The sequence below is a fragment of the Flectobacillus longus genome (genome assembly GCF_030056705.1).
In the GTDB taxonomy this organism is placed as follows: Bacteria; Bacteroidota; Bacteroidia; order Cytophagales; family Spirosomataceae; genus Flectobacillus; species Flectobacillus longus.
The window spans coordinates 79921-99250 of the sequence record NZ_JASHIC010000027.1 but is presented as its reverse complement, the minus strand read 5'-3'; the positions used below and the strand labels follow the sequence as shown (position 1 = coordinate 99250).

At 37.4% G+C, this 19330-nt stretch carries 16 protein-coding genes; 5 read left to right on the top strand and 11 right to left on the bottom strand.

The features are described 5' to 3' along the window. Positions 1-330: 330 nt before the first annotated feature. Positions 331-1020 (bottom strand): TerC family protein, encoded by a 690-nt coding sequence (locus tag QM491_RS19625; RefSeq protein WP_283329233.1) that lies wholly within the window; start codon positions 1018-1020, stop codon positions 331-333. Between the two features lie 213 nt (positions 1021-1233). On the opposite strand from QM491_RS19625, the gene QM491_RS19620 reads away from it, so the two are divergent. Then, positions 1234-1731: a hypothetical protein gene (locus tag QM491_RS19620; protein ID WP_283329232.1), complete on the top strand. Its 498-nt coding sequence runs from the start codon at positions 1234-1236 to the stop codon at positions 1729-1731. Positions 1732-1824: 93 nt separating this feature from the next. Here QM491_RS19620 and QM491_RS19615 read toward each other — a convergent pair whose 3' ends face one another. Beyond that, complete coding sequence (locus QM491_RS19615; RefSeq protein ID WP_283329231.1) at positions 1825-4230, bottom strand: penicillin acylase family protein; 2406 nt, start codon at positions 4228-4230, stop codon at positions 1825-1827. A gap of 311 nt (positions 4231-4541) precedes the next feature. On the opposite strand from QM491_RS19615, the gene QM491_RS19610 reads away from it, so the two are divergent. Both QM491_RS19610 and QM491_RS19605 read left to right on the top strand, forming a co-directional pair. After that, positions 4542-7913 carry a ThuA domain-containing protein gene (locus QM491_RS19610; protein WP_283329230.1) on the top strand — a complete coding sequence of 1124 codons (3372 nt, stop codon included), beginning with the start codon at positions 4542-4544 and terminating at the stop codon, positions 7911-7913. Positions 7914-8231: 318 nt separating this feature from the next. Then, positions 8232-9086, top strand: a complete 855-nt coding sequence (locus QM491_RS19605; protein WP_283329229.1) for a LytR/AlgR family response regulator transcription factor — start codon at positions 8232-8234, stop codon at positions 9084-9086. A 110-nt stretch (positions 9087-9196) separates the two neighbouring features. Here the strand turns inward: QM491_RS19605 and QM491_RS19600 are convergent, their stop codons facing one another. The 9 genes from QM491_RS19600 to QM491_RS19560 form a co-directional block, all read right to left on the bottom strand. Continuing rightward, positions 9197-9682: a hypothetical protein gene (locus QM491_RS19600; protein ID WP_283329228.1), complete on the bottom strand. Its 486-nt coding sequence runs from the start codon at positions 9680-9682 to the stop codon at positions 9197-9199. 88 nt (positions 9683-9770) lie between these two features. Then, on the bottom strand, positions 9771-10580 hold the full coding sequence (locus tag QM491_RS19595; protein ID WP_283329227.1) for an NAD(P)-binding domain-containing protein: 810 nt from the start codon (positions 10578-10580) through the stop codon (positions 9771-9773). A gap of 11 nt (positions 10581-10591) precedes the next feature. Next, positions 10592-11164 (bottom strand): nicotinate (nicotinamide) nucleotide adenylyltransferase, encoded by a 573-nt coding sequence (nadD, locus tag QM491_RS19590; protein ID WP_283329226.1) that lies wholly within the window; start codon positions 11162-11164, stop codon positions 10592-10594. A 78-nt stretch (positions 11165-11242) separates the two neighbouring features. Continuing rightward, a complete protein-coding gene (gene gmk, locus QM491_RS19585; protein ID WP_283329225.1) occupies positions 11243-11812 on the bottom strand; it encodes a guanylate kinase in 570 nt (189 codons plus the stop codon). A 240-nt stretch (positions 11813-12052) separates the two neighbouring features. Next, positions 12053-12334 carry a hypothetical protein gene (locus QM491_RS19580; RefSeq protein WP_095166241.1) on the bottom strand — a complete coding sequence of 94 codons (282 nt, stop codon included), beginning with the start codon at positions 12332-12334 and terminating at the stop codon, positions 12053-12055. 180 nt (positions 12335-12514) lie between these two features. Further along, positions 12515-13135 (bottom strand): sigma-70 family RNA polymerase sigma factor, encoded by a 621-nt coding sequence (locus tag QM491_RS19575; RefSeq protein WP_095166239.1) that lies wholly within the window; start codon positions 13133-13135, stop codon positions 12515-12517. 296 nt (positions 13136-13431) lie between these two features. Further along, positions 13432-13938 carry a hypothetical protein gene (locus QM491_RS19570; protein ID WP_283329224.1) on the bottom strand — a complete coding sequence of 169 codons (507 nt, stop codon included), beginning with the start codon at positions 13936-13938 and terminating at the stop codon, positions 13432-13434. 47 nt (positions 13939-13985) lie between these two features. Then, positions 13986-14861, bottom strand: coding sequence for a rod shape-determining protein MreC (gene mreC / locus QM491_RS19565; RefSeq protein WP_283329223.1), 876 nt, complete (start codon positions 14859-14861; stop codon positions 13986-13988). A gap of 219 nt (positions 14862-15080) precedes the next feature. Then, a complete protein-coding gene (locus QM491_RS19560) occupies positions 15081-16106 on the bottom strand; it encodes a rod shape-determining protein (protein ID WP_283329222.1) in 1026 nt (341 codons plus the stop codon). Positions 16107-16715: 609 nt separating this feature from the next. Between QM491_RS19560 and QM491_RS19555 the strand changes: the two genes are divergently transcribed. Both QM491_RS19555 and QM491_RS19550 read left to right on the top strand, forming a co-directional pair. After that, entirely contained in the window at positions 16716-17876 is a 1161-nt protein-coding gene (locus QM491_RS19555) for an acyl-CoA dehydrogenase (protein ID WP_283329221.1), read from the top strand. A 435-nt stretch (positions 17877-18311) separates the two neighbouring features. Further along, positions 18312-19238 carry a helix-turn-helix domain-containing protein gene (locus tag QM491_RS19550; RefSeq protein WP_095166228.1) on the top strand — a complete coding sequence of 309 codons (927 nt, stop codon included), beginning with the start codon at positions 18312-18314 and terminating at the stop codon, positions 19236-19238. Positions 19239-19330 lie beyond the last annotated feature (92 nt).

The window sequence follows — 19330 nt, the reverse complement described above, 5'->3', positions numbered from 1 at the left end:
TGAATTGTGAGTGATGAGTTTTGAGTATAAGTTTTTGACTACTAATATTTTACCTCATTCATTAGAATTAATTCTGCACGATTACTTAATTTTTGGGAAAGTGATGAATAAACATGAACCATTCTGAAACTAGGATGATTCTCTCAATTTCATCAAAAAAGCGGTCGAAAAAACAATTTTCGACCGCTTTTTTGCTACCTGACTCAGCTTAAGACGCAATCATTGCATCTCTCCGGATAGAATACAAATTTTAACATAAATCACTCATGCACTCAATCACAAATCACTCAATACTTGCACGGCATTGCGTCTCTACAGCTAGCTTACAAATTATTTACTCGTTTTTCTAATCTGCATCATATTCACAAAGAAGGAGAATGCCATTGAGAAATAGATATATTGCTTAGGAATATGGAAATTCAATCCTTCTGCGATTAGCGTAATACCAATCATCATGAGGAAGCATAACGCCAAAATCTTCAACGATGAATGTTTGCTAATAAAACTACTAATTGCTCCAGCTACTGCTAGCATAATCGAAATCGACACAATTACAGCGGCATACATCACCCACAACTCATCTACCAAACCCACTGCCGTAATAATACTGTCAATCGAAAAGACTAAATCTAGTAACAAAATTTGTCCGATAATTTTGACAAACGATTTGGGTACTGGTGTCGAACTAGCATGCTCTCCCTCTTCTGTTTTTTCAAAAATCTCTTTGTTACTTTTATACAGTAAGAAAAAGCCCCCTGCAATAAGAATTAAGTCTTTTCCCGAAAAATCTATTCCCGAAACCGTCATTAAGGTTTTATCGAGCTTCATGATCCAGCTAATACCTGCCAATAAGATTAGACGCAAAACTAGCGCAAGACTCAAACCTACCAATCTTGCTTTTTTACGATTTTCGGGAGGGAGTTTGTCAGAAAGAATAGAAATAAAAATAATGTTGTCGATACCCAAAACGATTTCAAGTACAATCAGGGTAAGCAGTGAAATAAGAATTTCAGTTGTCATTGTTTATTTGTCTGTTTGAAAGGAATCAAAGCCTTGTTATGATAGCTTTTCCCTTTGCTATTTGAACATGCAAGTTATACCAAAAGTTAGCGCTACAGGATTAGATTTGGGTTAGATTTTGGTTTAACAAATCATTAACACATAGCCCTAAAATATGCAGATTCTTACACCCGTTTTATAGTCAAATTCTCAATCAAAAATCAATTAAGTGCTATGAAACGTAACATATTTCTTTCCACTATTGCTATCTTGAGCCTAGGGCTTGTATTGGTTGCAAGCTCTACTTTTGCTCAAGGATATGACCGTCGCGATGACTATAACAGAAATAATCCTTACAATAACAATCGCTATGATGACTATTCGAGAAATGCACCTAGCCGTGAGTTTCCATTAGATCCTCGTAACCCTTATGATGAACGTAGTAGAGTTTTTGATACACGAAATCCTTACGATCCTCGTCCAGTGTATGACAATCATTCGCATGGTCGTTATAATGATTATGATTACCGTTGCAATTGCGATACCTATAGTTATTGCTCACATCGCCAACAATGGGCTAATCGTTATTTTCCTGTAGATCCACGTAATCCATACGATATTCGCAACAACCCTAGAAGATTTGATTCTTATTCATATAACAATCGCCGTGGACGTGAACGTGTCGTAATTGTTGTGCCAGAAAGAGGTCATCATCATCGCCGTGATTGGTAAGAGTTTTGGAGTGAACAGTAGCAAAGGCACAGAGGCACAAAGTGATTTATTTAGAACACTTTGTGCCTCTGTGCCTTTGTCACTTAACACCTTTTATTGATTTGGCTTCAACACCTGCTTACCTGATTTAACTTTTTCTACGTCTTCTTTTCGAATAAGTTCTCCTCTAAATTTCCCTTCTACATACATACGAGCTTGGTCATCGTAATGTTTACTCATGAAATATCCCGATTGTCCAGTTGGATTAATGCTTTGACCTTCAAAAGGTTTTGAGAAATCGATCACACGACGCAAAGCTGGGCCATAACTAACCTTGTAATATCCTGAAGAATCAAGTGGAAAATCAAGATTATTGATTACCTCTTTACCTGCCATAGCTGGTAAAGGTCCTACATTAAAGAGTTTGTTCAAAGGCTTTTGTCTACCTACAGGATGCACGTGCTCGAGCGTGTGAACTTTTTGCCAATACCACGCCTTTTTATCCGCTCCAAGTTGAACTGTCAAATCAGTATAAGCCTGATTTAGTGCCGATTGAATAATCTGTGTACGAGTTTCTATATTTTTTGTATCCTTATTATCCCACCATTTAGAAGTATCATTAACGATAAAGTTTTGTAAAGAACGCTTCATAGTTTGAGAATTGATAAACGCTTTGAATCCTTCAGCACCTAGTTCGTCTTTGAAAGTAGCCTCGTACATACGATACAAAAATCTGTAATAAATCGTTGGTTCGATATCTTCCAAATCGTGTGTACCATCCCAAGTCAGGAGTTCTGTATGTCCTGTTGATTTAATAATTGGAGCAATACTTTGAATCACGGTTGGCGCCATAGCGCTTTTATGCTCAGTAATCATCTGGTGCATATCCTCTGTAGTCCAATCATTTTTGGGCGTATTGAGCAACTGTTTAATACGAGTCGCACGATCTGGCGCAACATAATAACCTGCTACCAAGCCTGTACCCATATCTTCAGGTTGATTATTAGCAGAATACACAAACCCACTAGCAGGATTTACGGCATGCGGATTTTGAGAAAAATCTAACCAGCCCTCTATCTCATCTTTGCCACTAGCACCATCCAGAATCATATAGGGCTTTACATGAGCAGGACGCTTAGGGAGTTTTGCCGATGCCCACCAAGCAATATTGCCTTTGGCGTCGCCATACATTACGTTCAGACCAGGGAAATGAATCATCGAAGCAGCAGCTTCCGCTTGTTTAACATCGGTAGCATGAGCCAAATCATAAAAGACTTTTAGAGAACGGTCAGGAAATTGTGTTAATACCCACCACAAGGCAACAGGTGATTTTTCATGAGCAAACTTTTTATCAAACTCATTAATCAAAACACCATGTCTCGACGAGCGATATTGCACAGCTACATCTGGTTTTCCTTTTACTTTTATGACTTCTTTTCTAATCGTCAAATCTTCCCAATGGTCTTTAAACCAAACCTGATTGGCATTAGCAGGATTTATTTTTTCTCTATAAAAATCAACATCATCATTTTCAAACATCGTTAAGCCCCAGCCAGCTTTATCGTTATGCCCAATCACAGCCATAGGAATACCAGCGATGAAGTTTCCATAAAAGTTTTGATTAGGATAAACCAAATTAGCCTCAAAAAATACTGAAGGCTGAGAGAATGCAATATGAGTATCATTACTAAAAATTACGCCCTTACTTTTGGTTTTACTTCCAGCCACAACCCATGAGTTTGAACCATGAAACGTAGGAAAAGGCGCTGCTTTTTGTAATTCAAGCACTTGGTTGCCCAATGCTAACAAATTTTGTACGGATTCGGTACCTTTGCGGAATGCTATTTCTTTTTCATTACCTTTTGTAACAGGGATTTTCTCCGCATTGGTTGCCCAAGTTGTTACCAAATCCTTGGTATATTCTTCGCCAAGAATTTGTTGGATATAGGTCATTAACGGGTCAGTGCGAAAAGCATCAGCAAAAGAAAAGCCCATATAGCCTTGAATAATATGTAAATCAAGATTTGAAAAAGGCGTTTTGGGAATTTTCAAAAGTTCAAATTCTACAGGCGTATCTCCATTTTCGATAAACGCATTGACGCCATTCACATACGCCGAAGCAGCTTTTATATAGCCTTCATTTTTAGGATACTGTGCGATGGTTTGTTCTGCATATTTTCTAAAACCAAGACTTCTGAAAAACTTATCACTTTCCAATGCCATATCGCCGAATACCTCCGAGAGGCGTCCATCCGCCAAGCGACGAAGGGCTTCCATCTGAAAAAGTCTTTCTTGCGCATGTACATAGCCCAAAGCAAAATAGGCGTCTTCTTCGGTTTGAGCATATATATGAGGGATTCCAAAATCATCCCACAGTACTTCCACGGGTTGTGTGAGTCCTTGTAGATTTATTTCTTGGTCATGATTTGCCACTTTAGACTTGAGCCAGACAAATACTCCTAGCCCCAATAGCACGACTACGATAAGTAGCCCCATTAAAATTCGTTTGATAAGACGCATAGTTTTTAATAAGTTTTAGTACAAAATGAAAGACTCCGTTGCTTTACACTTTGCCTCCTTAAAATTTTTGAAGTGAATTAATATTGAAGTCCTTTGTATCAAAGCACTAAGCACAAATTTAGTCTTTTCTTGAACATTTCATCCCTCTTCCCTCTTTCTAAAAACTATCCTAATCCAACTTTTTTTATTTATATTCAACCACAATTACAGAACAGTATAGAACACAAGCAGTTTTTTGGCTAATTTGGGTATTATTCAAAAACGTATTTATCTATATTGGTTTCTTTCAAACTATCCAATTACAATTTATTATGAAAAAATTAAGGCTCGCCTTAATGGCTCTCTTCTCTTTAGCCATTCTCTCTCTAAAGGCACAGACCTCCAATCCTTTGCAGGGCAAAAAAGTGCTAGTGTTTTCTAAAACTGCTGGCTTTCGACATAGCTCAATTCCTTATGGTATTAAGGGCATGCAAGACCTAGGTCAGAAATACGGCTTTGCCGTAGATACTACCGAAAATGCTTCAAAATTCACAGAAGACAATCTTAAAAAGTATGCGGTTGTCATCTTTATGAGTACTACAGGCGATGTACTCAATCCTGCGCAACAAATAGCTTTTGAGCGCTATATCCAAGCGGGAGGCGGTTTTATGGGTGTGCATGCAGCATCAGATACTGAATATGACTGGCCTTGGTACGGCAAGCTGGTTGGAGGCTACTTTAATGGTCACCCTGGCAAAAATGTATCGAATGTTCAGATGGGTAAATTTACAGTAACTGACAAAAACCATATTTCGACAAGTACTTTGCCTACAACTTTTGAAAGAAAAGATGAATTCTATGATTTCAAAGAGTTTAACAAAGACGTTAAAGTATTGATTACTCTCGACGAAAAATCTTATCAAGAAGGTAAAATGGGCGATTTCCACCCTATGTCTTGGTATCATGAATATGATGGTGGACGTGCATTTTACACCAACTGGGGACATACACATGAGACTTTCTCAGACGAAATCCCAATGAGTCATATTTGGGGAGGCTTGCAGTGGGCGGCTTCTGGTTTGGCACTAGATTACTCAAAAGCTCGTAGCGAATATGCGCCAGAAGAAAACCGTTTTACTAAAATTGTATTAGACAAAAACCTTGATGAGCCAACCGAATTGGCAGTTTTGGATAATGGTAAAGTGTTATTTACAGAAAGAAAAGGTTTATTAAAGGTATATAACCCCGTTACGAAAAAAACCAAAGTAGCAGCCGATTTGCGCGTATATTCAAAATTTGAATATGGTTTGATGGGTCTGAATATTGACCCAAAATACAATCAAAACAAATGGATTTACTTATTCTACAGTCCATCTTATGAAGTTGCAGGCGCTGATACCGCCAACCGACTTTCAAGATTTGTTTACGATGATGTAAAAGATACATTGGTATTTTCTTCTGAAAAAACGTTATTGAGAGTTCCTGTAAAACGTACTGACTGTTGTCACACTGGTGGCTCAATCGAATGGGATAGCAAAGGAAACTTGTACCTTTCAGCAGGTGATGACACAAATCCATTTGCTTCAGAAGGCTTTGCTCCTATCGACAATCGTGCAGGTCGTGCGGGTTGGGATGCTCGTGCTACGTCATCAAATACCAATGATTTGAGAGGAAAAATTCTAAGAATTAAACCAACAGACGACGGTTCTTACACGATTCCAGAAGGCAACCTTTTCCCTGTGGGTACCGAAAAAACTCGCCCTGAAATTTATGTAATGGGTAACCGTAACCCATATCGTATTTCGGTAGATAAACACACTGGTTATTTGTATTGGGGAGAAGTTGGTCCTGATGCAGGTGAAAACTCAGACAAATATGGTCCTCGTGGTCATGATGAAGTAAACCAAGCTCGTAAAGCTGGTTATTTTGGTTGGCCATTGTTTGTTGCCGACAACCGTGCTTATAATCAGCGTAATTTCGAGGACAATTCAGTTGGTAGCAAGTTTGATCCACAGAAACCTATCAACGATTCACCACATAATACTGGTTTGAGAGAATTGCCTCCAGCACAAAAAGCCTTTATTTATTACCCTTATGCAGATTCGCCAGAGTTTGGTCCTATTGTTGGCAAAGGCGGACGTAATGCTATGGGTGGTCCAGTGTACTATATCAACGATTATCAAAATTCGAATGTAAAGTTTCCTAAATATTTTGATGGAAAATTCTTTGCTTATGACTGGGCACGTGACTTTATCAATATCGTTACGATGAAACCAAATGGTGATTTTGTTTCGATGGAGCGCTTTATGCCAAATACGGTATTTAGCCACCCAATGGATATGCAATTTGCTAAGGATGGAGCTTTATATGTGTTGGAGTATGGTCAAAACTGGTTTGCTCAGAATGAAGATGCGCGTTTGTCACGTATCGAATTCAATGCTGGCAACCGTAAGCCTGTAGTCCAAATTAGTGCTGATAAGGTAGCTGGAGCTGTGCCACTCAAAGTAAATTTCTCTTCTGAGGGTACAAAAGATTTCGATGGCGATGTGCTTAGTTACGAATGGTCATTTGCAAAAGGCGCACCAAAAAGTAAGCTGAACAATCCTAGTTTTACTTTTACAAAACCAGGTATTTACCAGGCTACTCTCAAAGTAAAAGATGTGGCGGGTAATGTATCAGAAGCTTCTGTAGAAATCAAAGTAGGAAATGATATTCCGAAAGTGGCTTTGACTATTAAAGGCAACAAGTCATTCTATTGGAATGATGAGAAAGTAGCTTACGAAGTAAAAGTTGCTGACAAGGAAGATGGTTCGTTAGATAACAAAAAAATCAAAGCAGAAGATGTACAAGTAAATATAGACTATCTTGAAGGATTTGATAAAACCATCATTGCACAAGGTCACCAACAAAATATGAGCGTATTGTCAGGAAAACGCTTGATTGAATTATCAGACTGTAAGGCTTGTCACTCGCTAGACAAAAAATCTATCGGACCAGCTTATAAAGAAGTAGCCAAGAAATACAAAGGTGCTTTCCAAATCGAAGGTAAACTTTCTGACAAAATCATCAAAGGTGGTGGTGGCGTTTGGGGCGAGCAAGCTATGGCTGCCCACCCACAAGTAAGCAAAGCTGATGCTACCGAAATGGTAAAATACATCTTGTCGTTGGCAGATGACAGCAAAGCAAGCAAGCCTGTTAAAGGTGAATACCTGACGAAAGATACTGGCAAAGCTGGTACTTATATTTTCTCAGCTAGTTATACCGATAAAGGCGCTGGAAGTTTAGGCTCTCAGAATGCTACTAAAACCGTAACCTTGAGAAGCGCCAAATTTAGAGCAACAAGCTATGACGTTCAAAAAGAAACGATGAAAGTAAAAATTGATGGTTTGGGCGAAATTGTAGCAGCGACTAAAAACCAAGGATATATCGGCTTCGAAAACATTGACCTTACAGGCCTAAAGGCTTTTGATGTGGCAGCTTTTGCTTCTGACGAACGTACAGTAGGAGGTAAAATCGAGTTGCATATTGGCTCGCCAACAGGTAAAGTATTAAGTTCGGTAGAGGTAGGTAAAGGCAATACACAACCTGTAAAATTAGGTTTAGCAGATGCTACAGGTACACAAAACCTATATTTTGTTTTTGTAAATCCTGAAGCAAAAGACAAAGCACTTTTTGCTGTTTCAGATATTACTGCGGTAAGATAAGTAAATTTATTGAGTGATTTTAGCATATAAAAAGGCGGTCGAAATGAGTTTTTCGACCGCCTTTTTATATGCTGGAGGATTCTCCTTTTTAGACGCAAAGCATTGCGTTTATACCACTAGAATATAGATTCTTAAAATAATCACTCATCCACTAAATTGTTTTACTCTTCCATATTTCAATAAATCTTGTGCTTTCTCTATTTTTGCTTGAGGTTGAATCTCTGTTCTGGTAATTTACCCTAAGTCGTAAAGCATTACGTCCCTACACAAAAATATTCAACCATTTATTCAGCATTCATTCAATTAATCAAAAAGCCAATGTTTAAAATACTCTCTCAGCCTTATCCACATAACGCAACGCCTCGAAAGAGTATAGTTTTATCTATTGCAACAGGTTTGTTTATCGCCTCTTTTTTGAATTATTTCCAACCCTTCGGCTCTGCCAATTGGCACGATCCAAGCAAACCATGGATATTGTCGGGTTTTGGATTGGTGAGTACCTTCATGATGTTATTCAACTATTTTGTAGTGCCTCGTATCTTTTCGATCAGCTTTGCAAGCGAAAATTGGACGGTAGGGAAAGAAATGCTCTATGTTGCATTTAATCTATTCTCGATCGCTTGTGGCAATATCGCCTACAGTGCCATTACGCATTTGGTAGATGTTCAAGTAGGAGGTTATATTGCGATGTTGACATATACCTTGGTTTTAGGCATATTCCCTGCCGCCATGATTATTCTTATCAACTATATCTATCACTTAAAAAAATATGCCCTAGCTCCTACTAATATCGTTACGCCAACTACTACTCAAACAGAAGAGGAACTACTCTTAAGCTTGGTAGCCGAAAACGAAAAAGATAAAATAGTGATTCAGGTCAATCAACTTCTTTACATCGAGTCGAGTGATAACTATTGCACGGTGTATTTTCTAGAAAATGAAACTTTGTGCAAAACCATACTTCGTAGTAGTCTTACAAGATTGGAAGGGCAAATTCCTGAAAACACCAATATCCTCAGATGTCATCGCTCATTCATTGTCAATCTTTCTCAGGTAGAAAAAATATCAGGAAATGCGCAAGGCTACCGTTTACATTTATTGAATCAAAACGGACAAGTGCCTGTAGCAAGAAAATATGCGTATCTGGTGGAGCAGATTAGAGGTGGGCTTTAAGATATAATAGATTTATGAAATCGTAGTGGCTAAGAAAACCTAAGGGCTCTCATTAGCCATTACGAAGATACCTTCAATGTATATTTACTGATTAATACATCTCTATTAATTTATTTAGTTCTAATTTCATATGTTATTTTCCCTCCTAACAGTTTAGCAAAATCATCCATTTTTTGAAATAGAGATTTATAGTCAGCTAGAAATGGAGCTGTAGTAGATGTAATCTTCTGAATACCATTTTCAGGAGCTAAACCATTTAACCCTGGTACCATTTTGTACATACCATTGATCCTCACAGTCGATTTAATAATATTAACATTCAAAAAATAATTAAACCTTCTCTTATAAGAAATATTTTCAGTTGTTGTTATGCTTCCAAAATCTTTATTTGCACTTCCTACTGTATATCCTGCTTCAATTAATTTCTGACCAACATATTTATATAAATCTTCTTCTCCTATATCTGAGATTAACACAGTAATTTGGTCACATTTATTAATAGGTATTGTATCCTTTTGGATTTGTCCATAGCATAGCACACACTTTGAAAAAGCTATCAACATACATGTCAATAAGAACGTCGTTTTCTGTATCATAAGTATTTAAGGTTTATGCTCGTTTTAAAAGACTAAACAAAAATGTGCAGTTTACTAAATTAATCACTTTTAGAAAAGTTTGTGGAAGTTACCTATTATAATACTTATAATCCAAAGGATTGGCATAACGAAACTTGTATCCAGTCTTGTTGAGCAACTTTGTAGCATCTATCACTTTATAAGGAATCGTTGTTTCGGGCTCTATAAAAATAGGTTCTGTGAAACCTAGCTCGGCACAGTTTTTCAAATACACTTCTTTTCTAACAGGATGCTCGGGCGATACTACGTTGAAAGTTTCTCCAAATATTCCCTTTTCAAGAATGGTAGTCACCACACCAACCGCATCTTCTTGATGCACATAATTGACAGGGATTGCGCCTGTATTGATTGTTTTTCCTGCAAAATATTTCGCAGGAATACGCTCTGCCCCCATCAAGCCTCCACAACGCAAAATGGTTACATTATCTCCCAAAGCATTTTTCAAGAGGTTTTCGACCTGAATCAAACTATGAGTGGAGATTACTTCACTATCTTCTGTCGCAATTTGTCCTAAATCAGGATATACGGAGGTCGATGAAATATATACTACTTTTTGAATTGTTGACTTCTGAAGAGTAGGTAAAATTCCTTTCATTTGCTCTACGTGAAAAGAGTCACCATATTTACCTGCTCTTGGAGGAATAGCGATTACTAGCACCTCTGCTTGTAGCAATGTTGTTAGTGCCTGCTCATCAGCCTCTGGATTGAGTTGTAATACAACAGGTTGAATTCCTACCTCTGCCAACCGAGTTGTTTTAGCTTCAGAAGTGACTGTACCTTTTACCTCATATCCTTTTTTGACAAGATTTTGTCCCAAAGGAAAACCCAACCATCCGCATCCTAAAATTGCTATTTTCATCGTTGTGATATTTATAGATAAAACTTCTTTCTCTGGATATACTCTTCTACTTCTTCGGGCACCATATACCTTATGGGTTGACCATTTTTGATACAATCACGAATAAAAGTTGCCGAAATATCCAATGAGGGAGCTTTTACCAATTGTACATTAGGATGCTTTTCTAAGTCGCTCGGTTCAGAATTAGGTCTTGGATATACATACAGGCCAAAGTATTCAAGAATTTTGTCTGCATTTTTCCAATTTGGGAATTGTGCCAAATTATCGCCTCCAATAATCAATTTAAACTCATAGTTGGGATGCTTTTCCTGTAAACGAATTAAGGTATCGATGGTATAGGAAGGTTTTGGCATCGAAAATTCAATATTCGAAACACGAAAAAGAGGATTATCCTGAATAGCTTTTTCGACCATATCCAAACGGTCGAACTCATGTAAAAGCGATTTGTTTTTCTTGAAAGGATTTTGTGGCGAAACGATAAACCATACTTGGTCGAGATCGGTAGTTGTTGCCATCACATTGGCAACAATCAAGTGCCCCACGTGAATGGGATTGAATGAGCCAAAAAACAAGCCTATTTTCATTGCGAATGTATTTCAAAACAAAAGGGTTGTTAGCAAATCAAATTTTTGACTTACCAACAACCCATTTATGAGTTATAATTATTTTGTAAAATCGTCAAATAGCTTTTGTGCTTTGGCTACGGCTTCATCCAAATTGTCATTCAACAACACGATGTCAAATTGGTCTTGGAATGACATTTCGAAGTTCATTTTAAAAACTCTTTTCGAGATAGAGTCTTCCGAATCAGTACCACGCTCACGAAGTCTTTTTTCTAGTTCTTCTACGCTAGGTACTTTTACAAAAATTGATAATGCACGCTCCTTGTAATACTCTTTCAATTTAACGCCACCACGTACATCCACATCAAAAATCACATGCTTTCCTTCTGACCACAATCTTTCGATTTCTGATTTGAGTGTACCATAATAAGCGCCTGGATATACCTCTTCCCATTCTACGAATTCTTGTTTAACAATTTTTTGTTTGAATTCATCGGGTGTCATAAAATAATAATCCTTGCCATTTTCTTCGTTACGACCACGCTTGTCACGTGTACACGCCGAGATAGAAAAACCCAAGTTAGAGTTGGTAGCCAAAAGATGCTTTACGATGGTTGTTTTACCTGAACCAGACGGAGCCGAAAAAATGATAAGTTTGCCGTTTTCCAATGCTTAAAAATTTTAGGGAATAAAAGATTGGGTATTGTGATTTTATAAAACGCTTCTTACTAAAGAGAAAAGTTGTATTTCACGCACCAATTATTTTTCAAAAATACTCATTATTTATTGATATGACAAAGCACCCTTGAAGGACAAGCTGAGTGCCTCAAAAGCAAAAGGTTATTAAGTCGTATCCAATACTAGGACAACCTAATAACCTTTCAAAAGCTCTGTTTAGCGTTTGTTATTTTACAAACCGCTTATTTTTTTCTTGATACAATCAATCAAAGAAGTAGGAACACATTTCTTTTCTATTCTTAATTGCATGGCGTCTTTAATACATTTCTCTAATTCATAGCCATTCTCGCATGGCAAACACTTTGCCATGTTATTTTTGAATTGAGCCATTTGCTCCTCTGTCGCCTGTCCATCTACAATGAGTTGAACCAGCTTCATACATTCGCCCTCATGTTCGCAATGAGTCTTCTTTTGTTGGGGAGTCCCTTGCACCTTCTCAGCCTCGGAAATCATGTCTTTATAGAATTAAGCAGTTAACTTGGTTATTTTCTAATGAATCTATTTGTCAAAGCAAACGATAAACTTTTTGTATTTTGATATAAATCAAGTAGTTATTGAACAGAGTGACAAAAAAAAAAATTCCAGTTTTGTAAAAAAGTTTTTACTTCCTGATTTATGTCACCCATCTGATAGCTAATTTTCTGCCAAAGTGTCAGCATTGACATCGTATCCTAAATTTTTGGCATAACTTTTCAGTTTCTCTTTAAGGAGCATACGAGCACGGTGTAAGCGTGAGCGTACTGTACCAATTGGAATATCTAGGATTTTGGCCATCTCTTCATAAGTAAACCCTTCGATGTCACAGAGAATAATTACTGTTCTAAAATCCACAGGGAGCGAGTTGAGCGCATTGGCTATTTCGTCTCCAATCAAATCTTGGACAGTTTCAGCACGTAAATCTACCGTTTGAGTAGTTTCGGCGTCTTCCTCCGAGTTGTAGGTAGTTTCTACATCTTGGTAATCTACTTTTGAAGGTTCTTTCGATTTCTTTCTGAAATCGTTGATAAAGCTATTCTTCAGGATTCTGAACAACCAAGCTTTGGCATTAGTTCCTTCTTCAAAAGAATTGATAAAGCGAAACGCTTTTAAGTAGGTATCTTGCACAAGATCATTGGCATCGTCCTCATCATTGGTAAGACGAAACGCAAAGTTGTACATAGAATCTATATGGGGCATAAACTCCTTTTCGAAAACTCTATGTTTTTCGGTTTCCGAATAGGTTTGGAGAGTTGGGATTTCTTCTTGCTCTGACATAGCTGATGATGAGTCTCTTTTTTAAAAACACATTATCCAATCGTTCGACAGAGTACAGCTTTACTACTATCACTATCTCGTTGACTCTGTCTCTAAATTCTCAAACGCTTGAATACTATCATGTACAAACAATCTGCCAAGAATGATTTTTGTCAATTTTATGACAAAAAGGCATACTAGGCATTCTTCATTGTAAAGCTCTCTCCAATCAATAAAGCAGGAGTAGTTTTGAAAGTGTTGAGCTCTACCGACGACTCGCGAAATCCAAATAAACAACTGTTTTTCAAGATATTCCTTTATTCTTTTCTAAAAAATTGCAGAATAATAATGACAGTGTTAGTGAAAATAATACTAGCTAAGACTTTGAGTATCACCTGAAAGAACAAGCCCCAATCAGATGCCTCTAACATGAACAAAACAAAGTGGTGAATCAGTGTAAGAATGCCTAAGTAAGAAATAAACCAACCAAATCCCATCGAACGCAAAGTGAGTACTTGACGCTCGTCGTATCCTCTTTGGGGTGTTAATAAGGTAATGATTGACGGTCGTAAATAGGCAATCAATGTTGTTGCGGCTGCATTAGCGCCCATAGTATTATAAAATATATCTACAAACAAACCTGCTACAAACCCTAGAATTACCAATTGCAAACGGCTCGTCTCAAATGGTAATAATAATACAGCTGCCACATAAGCAAAGCAAAATGCGTAATCAAAGAAAACAAGCTGTCGCACAAAAAACACTTGTAACAACAAGTAGAATACAAAAGTTAAAACTTCTGGGATTATATTTCGAAGAGTCATTTACTTGGTTCTTAATTTTCGATTAGAGTGGATGGCTCCTTTTCTACTTATGGTTTAGTTGTTTGTGGCGCTTTTGAAGTCTGAGGCGTTTTATTCTCAGGTGTTTCCTCTAATTGCTTCACTTCTTTCTCTAACCTGTTTTTGATTACGTAAACATACGAGAGTGTGTTGAAATTAGTTGCCACTTTCAACTGAATATCATGAAAAGTCATATCTTTCTTTACACCAACTTTTGTCACATACCCAATCGCAATATCTGCTGGGAATACGTAATTGTAATCGGAAGTCACGATAGTATCTCGTTGTTTAACTGATTTGTAGCGAGAGACATCGGTCATTTCCAAAAGTTCAGGATTTTTGCCATCCCACTTTACCGAACCAATTTCGTTATTTCGTCTAATCTTGGCAGACATCGTATATTCGGAGTGCAATATCGAAATCACACGTGACATGTGTTCTGAGCAGGATTTGATTTTACCAACAACTCCCGTCGAAGAAATAACTCCCATACCAGGCGCTAAGCCATCGGCGGTACCTTTATCGATCGTGATAAAGTTATTAAACTGATTGGTAGTCAACTCTGTTACTTTAGCCACGATTGGCTGAAAGCGAGCAGCAACGATTGAGTCTGCTTTATAATTCACCTTGGGCTGCACTAACTGTTGAGCTTGTAATTTCAACACCATCTCACGCAATTGCTTGTTTTCCATCGCCAAATCCTGATTGACATTACGAAGGTTATAATACACGGCAATAGAATTGGATGTTTCGAGAGCTTTGGCTGCGTAGTAATTAGTTGTATTGAAAAAAACAGCGTTGGGGTAATTATTATATGAATAAAACATCCACAAACTCAGTACTTCCAAAAGTACGAACACAATGAAAGCTCGTTGCTTTGAAATGAACTGGAATAGTCTATACATTTCTTTTAGGAGAGTAAGGGGTTTCGTGAGTTTAGCTTTGAGCTATCAGCTTTGAGCATTCGTCAGTTGAATTCTTTTGATTGCTGATTTTTAAAAGTTCAAAACTATAAATAAACTTATTTACAACAAATGGGTATTTTTCTATCGCTCTATAACAAAAAAGTGAATGAGAAATTAAGCTAAGCTATTTCCCATTCACTTTATCCAAAATCGTTATTATTACGAAATTAGAATCGGCTTGTAGTGGTCGAGGTGTTTTAGTACTTCGCCTGTACCTCTTACAACCGCTCTTAATGGGTCATCTGCAATATGAATAGGAAGCTTAGTCTTGTTGGCAATACGTTTGTCCAAACCATGCAACAAGGCACCACCACCTGTCAAATGAATACCGTTGTGGTAAATATCTGCCGAAAGCTCAGGAGGAGATACTTCTAGTGCTTTCATTACGGCTTCTTCGATTTTGGAAATAGACTTATCCAACGAATAAGCAATCTCAGAATACGTTACTTTAATTTCTTTTGGAATACCAGTCATCAAGTCACGACCACGAATTTCGTAATCCGCTGGAGGGTTGTCTAATTCTGGCAATGCTGAACCAACTTCAATTTTGATTAACTCAGCCGAGCGCTCACCAATCAACAAGTTATGCTCACGACGCATATAATCTACAATATCGCGTGTAAATACATCGCCCGCAATACGAACAGAAGCTTCGCAGACGATACCCGAAAGGGCAATTACTGCAATTTCAGTAGTACCACCACCGATGTCAACAATCATTGAACCGTTTGGCTGCTCAATATCAATACCAATACCGATTGCCGCTGCGATAGGCTCATGCACCATATACACCTCTTTGGCACCTGCATGCTCACAAGAGTCTTTTACGGCACGTTTTTCTACCTCGGTAATACCCGATGGAATACAAACAACCATACGATGAGAAGGTGTGAAGAAACGACTACCAGTATCAATCATCTTGATCATACCACGAATCATCAATTCGGCAGCTGTAAAGTCTGCAATTACACCATCCTTCAAAGGACGAATTGTTTTAATATTTTCATTGGTTTTTTCGTGCATCTGCATTGCCTTGTTACCAATCGCTAATACTTTATTGGTAGCTTTATCTAAGGCAATGATTGAAGGCTCGTCAACCACAATTTTATCTTTATGAATGATAAGGGTATTAGCCGTACCCAAGTCAATAGCAATGTCGGATGTAAGGAAACTAAATAATCCCATTTTATTAGTTCTTCTTGGCTTGTTTTAAAATCTTTAAACTCTACTATACTTTTAAAATCAATTAGTGGTAATATCCTTAGGTTTATTGCTTGGTATAAATACACCCGATTTATCTCTATCACAGATTAACTCACGTAATGTCGTTGTCTCAAGTAATTGTCCCTCGCTCCTTTCCTCAGTCTTATAGCACGATTTTCTTGCTTCGATTGATAACTACTTGGTTTTGTTATCAATTCTAGAATGTCATTTCGCCACAAAATCTTCAATAACTACTCGTTTTTCTGCAAGTTATCGAAAAGTTTAGACTATCACAAACTCTATCATACGACCATTTTCTTGTAAAAGTGCAAAATTAGAGAGAAACTTGGAGATTTTCCCCTTCTAATTCAAAAAAATGTACAGGAAATTTTTTTTTCGAAAAAATAGTATGCACGCATACCTTTTACTATATTTGAATCATTATATCTAAGGTATTTAAAGTACCAAATATGACTTAGTGTCTACACACTTATGTAACAGATTATCAAGCTACAATATCAAACGATAGATTAAGACTTGATTGTATTACCGTTCAATCAATTGATCATCAATTAAACTTTATTTTAAACTATGACAACAGCATTAAATGGGCTAAATTTTCAGTTTACTGAAGAGCATTTAGCCGTACAACAAGCAGCTAGAGATTTTGCTCAGACAGAGCTCTTATCTGGCGTAATTGAGCGTGACGAAAAGGAGTTTTTTCCAGAGGAATTGGTACGTAAAATGGGCGAAATGGGGTTTCTAGGAATGATGGTTTCGCCAGAATATGGCGGCGGTGGTATGGATACAGTTTCGTATGTACTAGCAATGGAAGAATTATCCAAAATTGATGCCTCTGCTTCGGTAATGGTATCGGTCAATAACTCATTGGTTTGCTATGGACTAGAAGCTTTTGGCACGGAAGAACAAAAACAAAAATATTTGGTACCACTTGCCTCAGGGCAACATATTGGAGCATTTGCCTTATCCGAACCTGAAGCTGGTTCGGATGCAACCTCTCAGCATACCACTGCCGAAGACATGGGCGATTATTATCTGCTCAACGGTACTAAAAACTGGATCACTAATGGCGGTCGTGCCAATACTTATCTGGTCATTGCACAAACGCACCCCGAAAAAGGTCATAGAGGTATCAACTGCCTAATTGTAGAAAGAGGAATGGAAGGTTTTCAGATTGGAAAGAAAGAAAACAAATTGGGAATTCGTGGGTCAGATACACACTCTTTGATGTTTACTGACGTCAAGGTCCCTAAAGAAAACCGTATTGGATCCGATGGCTTTGGTTTTAAATTTGCCATGTCTACGCTCAATGGAGGTCGTATTGGCATCGCAGCACAAGCACTAGGGATAGCTTCGGGAGCGTATGAATTGGCTTTGCAATATTCTAAAGAGCGTAAAACATTTGGCAAACCAATTGCCGAGCACCAAGCTATTCAATTTAAACTTGCCGAAATGGCAACGCAAATCGATGCAGCAAGATTTTTATGTTTAAGAGCAGCTTTGGACAAAGACAATCACCAAGACTACGTTAAGTCGGCAGCGATGGCCAAATTGTTTGCTTCACAAGTGGCAATGGACACTACCATCGAGGCGGTACAGATACATGGAGGTTATGGATTTGTGAAAGAGTTTCATGTTGAGCGTCTCATGCGTGACGCCAAAATTACCCAGATTTATGAAGGCACTTCTGAAATTCAAAAAATTGTGATTGCCAGAGAATTATTGAAGTAACATATTACAGGTTTATTAAAGTCATTAAAAAAATTTGAGTCAAATTTTCAAGCCGTTGGATTCTTCTGTAAGAACCCAACGGCTTTTTTTGTACTTTTTTTATAAAGATTACATTAATCTCAGACCTCAAATTGCTTTTAGCATAAATACACCTCTTTTTGGTATTTTTTGGCTCAAAATCTTTACTTTTCTTGCCGATTATCTTGAAAAAACACAAAAACTATGAAATATTCAAATATTTTTGGTACTCATTTAGCCTATCAAAAAAGCATCTTCTTAGGATATTACAATAATAATCAGCTTAGTATGGGTAATTTACACAAAAAAAATCCTGATACTTTTTTTACTTATATTTTGGAATTTTAATGCGATTTATTAGTTTTGTCCTAAATTTATCTATCATTGTTTTCAATTTATAGAAAATAAGCCGCAGAAATGGAAGATTATAATAAAATCATAGAGTCCCTTGGTGTTAAGTTCATCAAGTCTCGTAACATTAGAATATTACAACCAATCAGAATCAAGAACTTTTACGACGTAGAAAACACACTCTTGATTTTGTACAACGGTGAGGTATCATTTGGTGAAGAAGCTGTTCATGCAGAGGTTGGCGATATGCTCTTTATCCCAGGTGGAAAGATGTTATCATTAACTTATGGTAACGCAGACAAACCTAAGATTGTATCTAACGAAGAGTTCATGACTCATCGTGAGTTGTACTTTGAGCCAAACCTTGAACCAGCTAGAATTGGTCAAGTAGAAAACTCTTTTGGCTTAGTAGCTTTCGAAGCAAAAGTATTTGATTCGGTAAACTTCTTTACTTCATTAGACATTCCTCCTTTCTTGATCAAGAGAGACGACAAGTTGGCTCACATGATCAACGAAATCTTGAAAGAAGATATGTGTGATGTATTGGGTAAAGGACGTGTAATCAAGATAAAGACTGAAGAAATCGTTATCGAGATTATTCGTTACATTATCAAAAACCGTTTGTTTGTTGAGCAATTAGCCACTAATAGTACTTACTTCAAAGATCCACGTTTGATAGACATCTTTGCTTATATCAAAGACAATATCGGTGGCGACTTGTCGAACAAAGTATTGGCAAACGTAGCGAACGTATCAGAAGATTACGTAGGACAGTATTTCAAAATGTTGACGGGTATCAACCCTCAAGATTATATTGAGTACCAACGTATGGAAGCTGCTGTAGGTTTGTTGCGTACTTCTAAAAAGTCGATTCGTGCTATTGGCGCTGAGGTGGGTTATAAAGATACTGCTTACTTCTGTCGTCGTTTCAAGATGATGTTTGGTATTCCAGCAGGAAAGATGCGTCGTCGCGAATCATTAATGAACTTGTAATTTCAAGTTTTGTCGGCTTATACGGTACAAGATTTCACTTTCAAAATTATATAAGAGCCTCTGATTTTATCAGGGGCTTTTTCTTGATATAA